We start from the raw sequence: 13,933 nt of genomic DNA on the forward strand, positions 1-13,933 counted from the left end.
CCTGCAGATAAGCGTGAGTTGGTGGATTATGCCCGTGATAGCCATAAAATGAGTATCCGGCAGGCGTTAAGATTGTTTCAAATCCATCCTTCTGTTTACTATTATAAACCATTGCCAGACGGTGACGAAGATATTCGGGAGAAATTATCTGAATTGTCGCAATTGCATAATCGCTGGGGATTCTGGATGATGCACCATTATCTGCGTAATCTGAACCACAAATGGAATCACAAGCGGGTATACAGGGTCTATACAGAGATGGGACTCAATATGAGGCGTAAGCATAAAAAACGCCTACCAGCAAGAATAATGGAGCCATTGCTACAGCCTCTCAGACCTAATATAACCTGGTCCATGGATTTTATGCATGACACACTAAGCAATGGTGTTACTTTCAGATCATTTAATATCATCGATGACTATAACAGAGAGGCTCTAAACATCACTATTGATACCAACTTAACCAGCAAGCGTATTATCAGGCAGCTGGACCAATTGATTGCCTGGCGTGGACAACCGTTAAAGATCAGAGTCGATAATGGGCCGGAGTTTGTTGCTGAAGCACTCTCTCAATGGGCTGAGATCCGATGTGTCGAACTCAAATTCATCCAGAAGGGTAAACCTTTCCAGAATGGTTATATGGAGCGCTTCAATAGAAGCTACCGCGAGGAAGTATTGGATGCATTTTGTTTTACCCGCCTGGGGGAAGCTCAAATACTTTCAAACGCCTGGATGTGGGTGTACAACAACCAAAGACCACACAAGGCACTGGGTTACAGATCGCCAATAGATTTTCTATGTCGGCATCAAAAAACCAACACATTTCCTACTCTTCAAAAAGATGAAGGATTTGAGTGGGAAACCTTAGTTGAAAACGTTACTGTCTGAGGGAAGCTTTCACTATGACCACATCAAACTACGAAATGACAGAAAAGCTTATCTAATCTCCAAGTTCAAGTTGATTTCTAATCAACTCATAGTATCGTCCTCTCTTAGTAATAAGCAATTGATGAGTTCCAATCTCAGCAACCTCTCCCTTTTCTAAGACGACTATTTGATCTGCATTCATAACTGTACTTAGCCTGTGGGCAATTATTATTACAGTTCTTCCTTTAAAGAAACTATTGAGATTACTCATTACTAACCGTTCGTTATTAGCATCTAAACTCGAAGTCGCCTCATCTAAAAATAAATATTGCGGGTCTTTATAAACAGATCTTGCGATTAAAATCCTTTGCTTCTGCCCTCCACTTAAGCCTACTCCGCTGTTACCGATACGAGTATGATACCGAAGAGGAAGCTGGCTAACAAACTCTTCAATATTGCTAATCTCGGCAGCCATTTTCAAACGCGCAAGATCGACTTCCTCTCCATCTAATGCTATATTGCGAGTTATTGTATCATTAAAAATGAACCCATCTTGCATTACTGTGCCACACAACCTCCTCCAGTTTCCAGGTGTACATGTAGAAAGGTTAACATCTCCGACGCATATATTTCCTTCAATCGGCTTATACGATCCCAACAACAACTTCATCAAAGTCGATTTTCCACTTCCGCTAGCGCCAACTATTGCTGTAATCCTTCCCGTGGGAATATTCAAACAAATATTCTTAAGTACGAAGGGTGATCGAGGACCTTGATATTGAAACGAAACATTTTTTAAAATGAGATCATTTCCAATTAAACATTTTCTATCAACCTCTGAAGATAAAGAATCTGCCTCCTTTTCCTCTTCTCTACTTTGATGAATCTCTAATAAACGATCTAAACTTAAACTAGCATCCTGAGCCGATTTGAAAAATCTCACCATTTGATCAAGAGGACCATTTGTCTGTCCCATAATATAAGATATACTCAACATTACACCGAGGCTCATCTCGCCTTTAATAACCAACACGGCGGACAAAAAGGAAATAACAATATTCTTCAAGTGAGTTAAAAACATAAATCCAGTAGTCTGAAACTGTTCCAGTTTCAGACTACTGATATTCAATCTATATAAACGAAGGTGCAAAAACTCCCACTCCCAGCGTTTTGCAGTTTCACTACCATATAATTTTATCTCTTGTATCCCACTAATCATCTCAAATAATTTTTCCTGAGACAGTTTACTGTGGGCAAACCTTATATAATCGAGCTTCCTCCTCTTTCTTTGAAACAAAAAAATCCAAAAAACACCCAAAAGACTAAGTCCGATAAATATTACCCCAATAATCCAACTATATAAAAGCAGCATTGAAGCAAAGACCATTATAATTGCAAGCGAGAAAAAAGTACTTACTACATCATTACTCAGAAACCCTTCAATTCGATGATGATCATTTACACGTTGCGTAATATCGCCGATGGACTTACTATCAAAAAAAACAGTAGGAAGTCTTAACATCTTCTTCAAAAAATCAGATACTATATGCAAACTAACTTTAGCATTTATATGAAGAGCCAACCACCTTCGTAACATTTCCACAACTGTACTACCTAGAAACAAGAACAGCTGAGAAACAAAAAAAAGGGTAACAAAGTAATAACTTTTTGATGCGACTCCTTTATCTACCACCCCTTTAGTAAGATACGGAAATGATGAAGCAATTGCTGCAGACAGTATCATATAAAACGACAAAGTCCAAAGCTGCCTTTTAAATGGCCTGAGATAACTTAAAAGAAAAACATATCTGGGACTATGCTCCCTCATCACTTTATTTGTATGAAAATTTGATGTTGGCTCCAATAGCAAGGCAACACCAGGAATGGATGACGAAGCGGTCCAACACTTTCTAAAAGTTTCTTCGTCAATCTTTGTTATGCCGAAGGCAGGATCACCGATAATAAATTGATTCGAGGTTTTTCCATAAAATAGAGATTTCTTCCTTCGAATCTTATAAAGTACAATAAAGTGTTCCTGGTTCCAATGCAAAATTGCTGGTAAAGGACATTCTTTAATTAGCACCTCCAACTCAACTTTCACCATCAGTGATCTAAGCCCCAGTGTTTCTGCCGCCTGGCTGATCCCCAAAAGGCTGACGCCATTACGAGTAACAAAACACTTATCTCGTAAGTATTGCAAATCATACGACCTACCAAAATACTTAGCCACCATTTTTAAGCAGGTAGGCCCGCAATCAAATTTATCTAACTGAAAATAAAATGGGAATCTCATCCTAAAAGACAATATTATTTCAAGGAGCAACTCTTACTGGGGAGGGTACCGGAACGTACAATGCATCCACATCCTCATATAAATATCCTAAACTAAGTCTTTCAATACAATAACGGCGGATACTCATCTCAAGCTCTACATCATTCCCATAAATTTTTAAATATTTTTTTTCCAACCGAACAAAGTAGTAATACTGCAACAACGAAGGTAGATTAAAAACCCTCTCCAAATGACTTGTCATATCTTGTAATATGTCTATCGAATCGGACTCAAATGATCGAAGGATATGCCGGGCAGCTTCGCCATAATTATGAAAATAAAAACTTTCATAATCCGATATGGGATTTCTAAAAAGAGAAAATAAAGACATCAAACAATCATATTGCTCACCTTCGACAATTTCTCTTATACATTTCCCAACAAAAGAATTTGTAACATACTCAACCATTAAAATCTTGTCATCCTCGGATCTCATCGCTGGTATAACAATACTAGCGTATTGCAATAGGGATTTATTCGTGAGGAGAAAATACAGCAGACTACCGCATTCCTTCATCGCCTCATGTATACCTTTTTGCTTACAAAGAAGGCGACAAATATTTAAGTATTGATCTATGGCACCATCAATTGCTGCCGAAATTCCAGCTTCTGTTATTTTATTAATTCCAGTAATAGATTCTTTCAACAAAGAAATTGCTTCCTCGTACTTATCAGTAAACTTATATAAATAAAAAGCCTTCGCTGGACACACTAATGCGCATTCAATATAACTGGCAAATCCATGGTTGAAATTTGACCTCTTATCGATCTCATCAAAATAAAAACCGCTATAATTAACATTATCAAGACGAGCTTCTCTCATAGCTTTCTCCACCAAACTAAATAAAGACATCAAGGAAACTCTCTCATTGAAGGTTATTGGTGAGGAATTACTCATTATCAACTCTTTCACCAAATGACTTCCGATCGGCTTAACTCTCTCTCGAATTGATAAAATATTAATAATTTTCAATATATCATGTTTCATAAAGCTATTTTATAACTTCAATATTTTCCTTATCTACTTCATTATTTTCCTTATCTACTTCATTCTTCTTTTTGATATAATAGTCTAACAACAATTTATCTTTGTAGTTGAACTTAAATGGTGGACAGGCTGGAGTACCTTCGTGCCATGATTTAGGACATCCTCCGCCACAAACCGGCAGATGGTTACAGGTTTTACACCATGTTGCACCTGAGGTTAACATCTCATTCCAATTACGTAATGTTGCATTCTCATTATATGTTTCCTTTGGAAGAAAAAGATTTCCAATCAAACTATCACCTTGAGCATACGATTCGGAATATGGAAACTCCCAACAAGCATAAATATTACCAAAGGCATCTAAAACTTCTGAATCCCTATTCTCAGCCATACAAACAGAATGAGTTCTACTTGGCAACACCTTAACTTTAATCTCATTTTCATAACAGCGGAGCAACCATTCTATCTCTTTACCTGCAAAGAATTCCTTATCTAGGCTTTCTTTACCCGCATCATTTCCTCCAAAATCAACAATTGGAGCAAAATACATTGTAACCTTACTCTGCAACTCTTTTTCTCGTATCAAGTCAATTAAAGGATCTACATATTGGTAATTGGTTTTATCAATATTAACGCGGACCGAAATATTGCAGTTCCTTGCAGAATATATATCCATCTGAGAAACATCACAAATGTTCTTCATTATAAGATCAAACGTAGATTCCCCGCTTTTCGTAATACGTCTTTTATCGTGGCTCTCAGCAGTACCATCGATGGTAATCTGATAGTCCGTAATTTTGCAGACCTCAACTAGTTCCTCAAATATAGATGGCTTCAAACTAAGTCCATTAGTCACCATATTAGAAAAGTATGCCATTCCCCGCTCATTCGCCAACGAAATCAATTTTTCCGACGTCTTCCTTATAGCACCGTATCCTGTTAGCGGCTCACCTCCATACCATGTAATAGACAACCCTCTATATTCTCGGTCAGATAATAACTGCACAATTCTTTCATAATATTTCTCAATAACTTGATCCGAAGCATAGTGCTTTGAATGCAATTGACCACAATAATGGCACCCTAATTGACAGTTCGCTGACGGCTGTATCGTCATAGAAAGAAACTTCCCATCTTTCTTTGCGGCCGAATTAGCCGTAACAATACTTTGAAACTCGTCCTGGTCTTCTGAGACCAAAAATTCCTTATCAATTAGTTTGGATAGTATTCCTGGTTCAATGTTCGCTAAATTACTCTCTATTAAATCCTTGTAAATTGATTCATCTACCAAAATGGAGGTCGCGGTACGTGTAGAAAATATTATCCTCTTATTAGGGATACCCACCTCATCCAACGTATCAGTGGTCAAAAAGTACTTAGATAATTTCATACTGACTTTTTTAGGGGATAAAAAGATTTATATATTCCTTAACTAAGCGAGGTGTGACATTTTTTAATATCACACCTCTAGAAAATGAATCAAGGGTTGGTGTATTTACCACACAGTCCGAGATCAGGGCAACTTCCACCGCTAAAAGTACCACACTCTTGTAATTTACCGCAATCGTCAGGACCGCCACCTAGCAAATTTGACGCCGCAACGTCGCTTAGCACCTCAAATTTGCTATTTGATGACAAACCTCTATTTGATACTAAATCGGATAACTTTTTTTTAATCATTTGTTCATTATTTTAATTTTACAAACCATAATAGAAGATTAATATCAAGTGCCCTGAGTAACAGGGCAAGTATTTAATCAAATATAGTTTTCACAAAGCTCCTCCTTAGTGAGTCCAAATCGATTACAAGCACTAAGTTCAGAACACTGGCCGATGTATGTTCCACATACAGCTAGCTTAGTACAATCCGCACCGCCAAGAACAAACGACGCTTGATGATCACTTAATATTTCAAAAGAGCTATCCCTACCAACATCCTTTCTTGATACTAGATCTTTAAGCTTTCCCTTTAACATAATTTCTTTTTAATAATAAAAGAATGACTGACAACCTATGAGATCGATGGTTCTGTATATTTACCACACGTCTCAAGAGTATTACAGGTACCATGAAATTCACCACAGTTTTTCAGCTTCTGGCAATCCTCTGAATACCCACCAAAAAGAGATGCCGCAGCAGCATCACTTATCACTTCAAAGTGTTTTTCTGAGCCTGGCACTTTTTTTTGCGATGCCAACGCTTTCATTTTTTTCTTTAGCATGCTTGTAAGTTTAAAGTTTAAAATGGTGGGAAAAGTTTTAGGATATTACCCATTTTTTGATCCTAAACACTTTAACAGGCATCTGCAAGCTTTTTATATGTCAGATACGCATTTTTTCACTAGAAGAAACTCCAGACTTGGTCTTAGCTTCCCTTAATGCTTTTCCAAATTTAAATTTAACAGATAACGATACGCTTCTAAAGTCATAATAATTAAACTGTTCACTGAAAAAATCCAATGTCTTTGTAGTATAAACTGGAGAACTACTACGAAACAAATCAGCAACAGATAGCGAGACACCTAATTTACCAGCCAATAGCATTTTCTTCACTCCAATATCAACACGCAAACTACCATTCTGAGTAGTAACGTCAAAGCTACTCCCAGGTAAAGTCGCCCTTCCAACAAGGTCAATCGACCAATCCTTCTTAAATTGAAAAGAATGACTCGCTGTCAAATCTGCAATTATGGGCGAACGGGTATAATTGTACTGATAGGATGTTCTAAAGTTCATTGCGCCCACTCCCATACCATAGCCAGCTTGCATCCAGTTACCAACTTGAATATTGTAGTCAATATTTAGACCGTAACTTATAAGCCGACCATTATTCTCTTTTATATTTTCAATAAATAAAAACTTACTGTAAGGAAGTGAAACAATGGGATCATGTCTTATATTATAGTATGAGTTGATAAATAGCTTATCTTTTATGACCACATTGGCTTCCAAGCTATTCTGCAAAGAAGGAACAAGATATGGGTTTCCCACGGAGTAGGAATATATACTGGAAAACCATCGATAAGGATTAACGTCCCATATCTTAGGCCGGCTAATCCTGCGAACATACGAAAAATCAACAGCTACACTTTTTGATAACTTGTATTGCAAGAATAGGCTAGGAAAAAAATAACCGAAGTGATTCTTATAAGATTGATCTAACTGTATAGTATGTCCCGTTGTAATAGTATATTCATACCTCATCCCGTACTTAGCCGAAAACTTCCCGTAGCTTCTCCCAAGAGACACATATGCTGCAATATCAGTTTCGGAGTAATTAAAATTATCATTAGTAATAGTATTATTAAAAACCGACTGCTCATTTACAAATTGATCGTAAGCTATTTTACTGTTATTAAAAAAATGGATAACCTTAGCTCCAGATTCAACTTTGTGCTTTAAAAAAGAATTTGACAAAACAAAGTCAATCTTACCACTCAAGACCTCTTTAGGAGAAAAGGCATAACTATATATTCCTCTTTCAAATCCAGTTTCTTTTCCGTTAACGTAGTTATTGGTCTTACTTTTATTTTCGGTTTCTCCTTTTTTACTCAAGTAGTCAAATGATAAATCGATAAAACTGCCATTTTTTTTCAGATCCGAATGGAAGTTAAAACTCCCAGAATAAGTAGAAAGGTTATTCCAATCATTCCCATTAGTTTCACCCGTCGAATCAATTAGGTCTTTTTTAAAAAATTCTATTTGCGCTTTTTGGACTGTAGTATATTTTATATGACTTTGATTAAGGCTGATGCTTATAAAAGATCGTTTATTAATTTGATAATCAACGACAAAATTATTTACAAACCTTTTAAAATTCGTTTTGTTCGTATTGACATTAAACCAATCGGATTGACTTATTTTAGTAAAAAAGTACTGATTTCTTACATTTTCTTTATAACCTCCGTCCGAATACCCTCCACCCAAAGTTAAGTTCAAGTTCTTATTACGCAGGTGTAAATTCAACGTTTGATTTTGCTGAGAATAGGAATTCTTCGTGAACTCTGATTCTATGTCACCAAAAAAACCTTTGACCCCTGACTTTTTTGTAACAATATTAATTACCCCTCCCCCTCCGCATCATACCTTGCTGGAGGATTAGGAACTACTTCTATACTAACAATATTGTCCTTAAATAAATTCAGATAATCAACCAGCGATTTTCCGTCAAGATAAATGGGTTTATCATTAATCATAATAGTGGCAGTTCCTTTTCCCCTAATTTCAATCGCATATCCGGAAACATTCACACGAGGGACTAATCTCAGAACATCTAAAATAGGTTTCCCAACAAAAGCGGGTCTTCCATCAACATTGTAGATCGTTCGATCTTCTTTTTTCTCGATCAAGGGCTTTCGATCAATTATACTCACACTCTTTAAAGCAGTCCCTTCTTGTTTCAGGTTAATGCTTAAATGAATGGCGTTAGAGACACAAAGTATCGTGTCTTTTCGTTGATATCCCAGAAAACTAAATCTTAGTTTATAGCAACCTGCTTTTATCTTCGGCAGTCTAAAAAAGCCAGAGGTATCAGAAACCACTTTATTAATTGATGAATCAGTGTCTGTCATCAGAGTAATCGAAACAAATTCCAATGGAGCACCACTTTCATCGGTTACCACTCCTTTAATAATTTGCAAGGTGTCTTCTCTGATCGGACAATTGTGATAAAACAGCCTATCCCTTATTGATTCAAATGAATTGAAATGCATGTCTTTAGCATAAATACACTGAACAAAACAACATGTGACGACCAACAGGATCACATAACGAATACCGAGATTCACAGCAAAAATTTTGATTGAATTTAAATGGTTTATAGGATTCACTTTGGTAAACAAAGCACTAAGCCAGATAAGTGTTTAAAGAAGCAGATGGCAAACAAACATTGATAGCCTATAACATTTTTTATCACTACACAGTACAGGGAGCACAAATGCGGGTCAAAAAATCACAACTTGGGTAGGGACAAACAATATTTTCCAGTTCTCGAACATAGCACTACAATTGGCAATAAACTACAACATCACAGGATTATCCGACATATTATATGTTGATAAGATCTACTATAAAAACGAAAAACTAATTACTATTCTTTATCCAATAGGGCTTCATTCCCTCCTCTACATTATCTCTCCAATTGGGAATAAAGGATATTATTCCGTCATTATCTACTATCCTATCAACCTCACCTTTTTCATTATAATATATTAGGGCATTAGCGATTTTATCGATTTTACCTGTTAAAAGATCGTAGTTAACCATTTTATCATTGATACGATTTATTCTTCCATTTGCTCCATAGCCAAATTGAGTAGAGCCGATTTTTTCAATTCTCTTATAGATTCCATATTTCAAATCAGCAGTACCTATTTTAATAATAAACCCGTTAACATCGCACGTAATAGAGACATCACCAATTTTATCAATATTGCCCAAAACATTATAATGGACGTTAGCATTAAACTCCATTAATTTTCCATTCAGATTGACATATAGGTTAACACCCTCTACATTTAATTTAAAACAAACTTTTCCTTCCGGGGTAACCAGCGCTTTAAGATCCTGAGCAATTAATGTAGAGAAAGACATCAGCAGGACAAACGTCAGGAAAATTCCTACTCTTTTTTTCATCACTTTCTGATTTTATAAATATAGGTCTAAATACAATTTCTTAATTTGAAGGTAGAGAAATTTTTTCAAAAAAACTATTAACCTGAAACAAATTGCAGGGGAGTATAATATTTTAGCTTCTAGAGGAGGCCTTCTTAATCTTAACTAATTCGAAATTAATACAAATGATTTTAAATTAATAATTTTACATATTATGAAAAATATAACTAACTAATTAATAGTTATCAGACATACTTCACATATTTAGCTCTGACTTAAAAGAATACTCGACTTTGATACCTCTCCCCGCCGCCAGCGCTACCATCCCCGCACCGACCAACAATCCCATAGCGGCCAGCCATAATCCCCACAGGTATATCTCCGCCGGCACTTTAAACACGCCCGGCAGCCCCTGCATGACCAGCAACACCTCGTTGAACACCAGCGCGATGATAAACACTACCATTCCCAGCCCGGCAAGCACTTTCGCTGTGGCAAAAAAGCCGGCATACAGCAGCTGGGCAAAAAGGTACAGGGTCACGAAGCCCAGCATCACGAGGTGCAGGTACATAACGATCACCGGCCGGTTGCTGAAAATGGCATTGCCCACTGCCGGGAAAATAGTGAGCAGCTGCGCCAGCGTTTTCAGGGCGAAAGCCATCAGCGCCAGTGCCCCTATGCGGCGTGCGAACGGATTGACGCCATACAGCTCCGGCTTCACGGAACGGGCCATTTCCGCAAACCGCGCCAGCACGAGCAACAGCAGCACGCTGCCAGCCCCCGCTACTACCCGGATAACCACCGGCGGCTGATGCCAGAGATAGGACAGAAACAATGTTGGCAGTACCGAGGCACATAATGCCAGGGCAAAACGGTAACGGACCTTCTCCGCTCCTGCGGGTCCCAGGTGGTGACAGAAAAGTGAAAACACCCCAAGGGCGAAGAACCCGTTGTATTGCAGATGCAGGTAGGTGTAAATGGCATCATGGTAAAACACAGTATCCCGCTGATGCGTGGCCATCATATAAGCCAGGGAGAAAGGCCCCACACAGGAAAGCGCCAGCGATACCAGCGATCCCGCCGCCAGCAGGGTGACAGAGCGCTCCGTGCCCGCCTTGAGCAAATCCCGGACAAACACCCACCCAAACGCCCAGGTGCATACCATAAACAAAGTAGAAAATATAATCGAAAAAAGCGCATAGCCCTGGAAAGGAAAACTCAGCAGCATCCCCACGGAGCTGATCAACACCCCTGTCAATAAAACAGGGTATATCCGTTTACCGCTACCCGCTGCGGGCAGCAACCGGTAGGTCATCAGGGTAAATAAACAAAGCGTGATCCATCCGCCGACGGCGAAATGAGAGTGCGCATATAACCAGTAACCAAAATTGATTCCCGGTAGCGGAAACAGGATCCTTGTCCGCAACAGTACCCCCAGTACTGCCACGATCATCAGGTTGATAAGGGCGATGGTGATCCACTTCCGCTCCGTTGCTCCGGTATTTGCACGCTTCATAGGCCAGTTGTTTTTGCCGGAACAAAGTTACAATAAAGACAAAAACATCTTTTATAAAATAAAAAAATAGCCGCCCGGTTATCCCCGGCCGGCTATCCTCCTATTAATGTTCTTTGCCTAACAACCGCTCCAGCTGCGCATCCAGCGCTTCGCGGCTGCCTTCGCTGTTACCGACCAGCTTCACCACGATCTTTCCGTCACGGTCTATCAGTATTTTGGTAGGGAAAGCTTTTACATCGTAAGCTTCCAGCACGCCTTTCTCTTTATCGGTACTGGCGGCGGTGTTCAGCACATTGAGCCAGGTCATCTGATCGGCGTCCATGGCTTTGGTCCACTTCTCTTTCCAGCCAGCCGGATCTCCGCGCTCGTTGGACACACCGAGGATTTCAAAGCCGGCATCTTTGTAACGGGCGTATACTTCCCGCAGGTGCGGATGACTCATACGGCAGGGATAACACCAGCTGCCCCAGAAATCGAGCAGCACCACTTTACCTTTGAGCGATTCCAGCGTTACCTGCTGCCCGTGACGGTCTTCCAGCGCCACCGCCGGGGCAGGCATACCAGGAGCGATCTCCCTTGCTTTGGCTAACCGCCGGCCATAAGCCACCCCTTCGGGAGATGCTTTCAGCGATGGCAACATCCCGTCATACAAAGGACCTATCACCGCGGGATCTATTTTAGTACGGGTATACTCCTGCAACAGTTTCAGCATAATACCTGTTTGCGGGTGCTGCTGCATAAACCGCAGTTTAGCCGCCTCCCGCTCATCATCATTCCGGTATGCAAGCCTGGTTATTTCTGCAATGGCCACGCTGTCTCCGGCGTTATATGCAGCCTCCCGCTTCGCTCCGTACTCCTTTTCGCCGCGTTGATAGATGGCGGACAACGCCGCTTCTATCGCCTGGCGGTCTGCCTCGGCTTCGCCGCCGGTAATTTTCGTCTCCCGCAGTTCACCCGCAGACGTTGCCGTCAGTACAGCGGCATCCAGGTAGAATGTATGCTCATAAGGCTTCAGCAGTCGCGTCTGCCGATAGTATTCGGCGTCTTTGTCCCCGACCTTCAGGAATAAGGTGGCTTCTGCAGGATACTCCACCTGCCCCTGGAAATGATACGCCTGCTGCTGCAAGCGACAACTGTCCAGTATCATCTTTCCCTGCTGTTCATAACGCAGATAAATAAACGAATTGACCGCCAGTGTACGTTTAGCGAGCGTCCCTTTGAGGGTGAACGACTGCCCCTGCACGGCGGCAGCACCCATCAATGTTATGCCTAATAAGAAGTTTGTTTTCATGATCCGGTGTTTTATTCATCATTCCGCGGCATAGTAGGATTGAACTGCAGCACTGCCAGCGGTATCTGCAACGTATAGCGGACAGCGTGAGGCGTCAGTGTGGCAATGACCTCATTATTGGCATTATAACGGTACACCGCCGGCATCTTATTTTCTGCGTCCAACCGGCGCATATCTATCCAGCGTAATCCTTTGAATGCCAGTTCCAGCCGGCGTTCCCGCATCACAAAGCCCATCACTTCTGCAGCATCGGTGGAAGCCAAAGGCTGATACACTTCTTTTTTGATACGGCATTTACGGATATCGTTCACCTGCGTCAGCGCTTCCGGCAGCCTGCCGCCGCGGGCGGCCGCTTCTGCGATGATCAGCTTCATCTCTTCTACGCCGGTACCGAAGTTAGAAACGGCGCCACTGGGGTTAAAAAACACGATGCCCCTCCTGGGATAGGTGTAGTCGCCGGTATTTTCATAAAACAATTTCAACCGCAGGTCATTCACATCAAACATTTTCAGGAAAGCGATCGTAGGATACTCCCTGGAAGATGCGTTGGTGGAATACCGCGCATACAGGTCGAATGGCCGGAGGGCCATATTCGGAATCGCGGATTTACTCGTAATGGTATTGTAGTCCAATATAGGCGGCGGATTATCTCCCAGCGCAAGGCGCGCGTTCTTCGCCGCGTCTTCATAACGCCCCATGCAGAGGTACGTACGCGCCAGCACGCTGTAAGCCGCTGTAGCAGCCCCTCTGAAACGATTGCCTGTATTATTGGCATTCAAATCAGGGATAGCGCTATTAATATCTCTGATGATGCGATCGTAGATGTCGGCTACCGTACTGCGGGGCGGTGTTTCTTCGGCAATATCCACAGACGTCATAAACGGCACGGCCAGGTCTTTGGCGGCAGTAGCGGCGTTGTAAGGCTTTGCGTACAGGTTCACCAGGTAGAGGTATTCGAAAGCCCTTCCCAGCAAAGCCTCCGCCTTGATACGGCGTTTATCCCTCTCCGTTCCATTGCCCGCTGCATCGATACCCACCAGCACTGCATTATAGCGATAGATATTTCCGTAGTGCTTGCCCCAGAAAGCAGGCGGTATCTTCGTGTCAACGGTATACTGGTTGGCCCACAAATACACCAGGTCTTCCACCCTGTCGGGCGTTTGGGGATAGTGGTAACGTCCACGTCGTCGGACAGCAGGTTCAGCTCCCGTGCACCACTGGAAGTGAGGTCCTGGCTGTTCAGGAACAAATCGTAGTCGCTTACGTTGGTCAGGATGGTTTTGCCGACTGGTTCCACATCCAGGTATTTCTTACAGGAGACAGCTGT

11 protein-coding genes are annotated in these 13,933 nt (G+C 41.0%); 1 reads left to right on the forward strand and 10 read right to left on the reverse strand.

Translation table 11 applies throughout. The features are described 5' to 3' along the window. Positions 1-21 precede the first annotated feature (21 nt). Complete coding sequence (locus HF324_RS25805) at positions 22-888, forward strand: IS3 family transposase (protein ID WP_168804561.1); 867 nt, start codon at positions 22-24, stop codon at positions 886-888. A 52-nt stretch (positions 889-940) separates the two neighbouring features. Here HF324_RS25805 and HF324_RS25810 read toward each other — a convergent pair whose 3' ends face one another. The 10 genes from HF324_RS25810 to HF324_RS25855 all read right to left on the reverse strand — a co-directional run bounded on the left by HF324_RS25810 (position 941) and on the right by HF324_RS25855 (position 13,754). Next, positions 941-3,160 carry a peptidase domain-containing ABC transporter gene (locus HF324_RS25810; RefSeq protein WP_168861174.1) on the reverse strand — a complete coding sequence of 740 codons (2,220 nt, stop codon included), beginning with the start codon at positions 3,158-3,160 and terminating at the stop codon, positions 941-943. 19 nt (positions 3,161-3,179) lie between these two features. Next, positions 3,180-4,187, reverse strand: a complete 1,008-nt coding sequence (locus HF324_RS25815; protein WP_168861175.1) for a hypothetical protein — start codon at positions 4,185-4,187, stop codon at positions 3,180-3,182. Positions 4,188-4,191: 4 nt separating this feature from the next. After that, positions 4,192-5,577, reverse strand: coding sequence for a radical SAM/SPASM domain-containing protein (locus HF324_RS25820; protein ID WP_168861176.1), 1,386 nt, complete (start codon positions 5,575-5,577; stop codon positions 4,192-4,194). Between the two features lie 621 nt (positions 5,578-6,198). Next, a complete protein-coding gene (locus HF324_RS25825) occupies positions 6,199-6,408 on the reverse strand; it encodes a hypothetical protein (protein WP_168861177.1) in 210 nt (69 codons plus the stop codon). Positions 6,409-6,508: 100 nt separating this feature from the next. Further along, positions 6,509-8,152 (reverse strand): outer membrane beta-barrel family protein, encoded by a 1,644-nt coding sequence (locus HF324_RS25830; protein ID WP_168861178.1) that lies wholly within the window; start codon positions 8,150-8,152, stop codon positions 6,509-6,511. A 95-nt stretch (positions 8,153-8,247) separates the two neighbouring features. Continuing rightward, a complete protein-coding gene (locus HF324_RS25835) occupies positions 8,248-8,973 on the reverse strand; it encodes a carboxypeptidase-like regulatory domain-containing protein (protein WP_168861179.1) in 726 nt (241 codons plus the stop codon). Positions 8,974-9,268: 295 nt separating this feature from the next. Further along, positions 9,269-9,820, reverse strand: a complete 552-nt coding sequence (locus HF324_RS25840; RefSeq protein ID WP_168861180.1) for a hypothetical protein — start codon at positions 9,818-9,820, stop codon at positions 9,269-9,271. A gap of 235 nt (positions 9,821-10,055) precedes the next feature. After that, entirely contained in the window at positions 10,056-11,315 is a 1,260-nt protein-coding gene (locus tag HF324_RS25845) for a hypothetical protein (RefSeq protein ID WP_168805733.1), read from the reverse strand. Positions 11,316-11,418: 103 nt separating this feature from the next. Next, positions 11,419-12,606, reverse strand: coding sequence for a TlpA disulfide reductase family protein (locus tag HF324_RS25850; RefSeq protein WP_168861181.1), 1,188 nt, complete (start codon positions 12,604-12,606; stop codon positions 11,419-11,421). Between the two features lie 11 nt (positions 12,607-12,617). Next, complete coding sequence (locus HF324_RS25855) at positions 12,618-13,754, reverse strand: RagB/SusD family nutrient uptake outer membrane protein (RefSeq protein ID WP_168861182.1); 1,137 nt, start codon at positions 13,752-13,754, stop codon at positions 12,618-12,620. Positions 13,755-13,933: the final 179 nt, after the last annotated feature.

The sequence above is a fragment of the Chitinophaga oryzae genome, from assembly GCF_012516375.2.
Classification (GTDB): Bacteria; Bacteroidota; Bacteroidia; order Chitinophagales; family Chitinophagaceae; genus Chitinophaga; species Chitinophaga oryzae.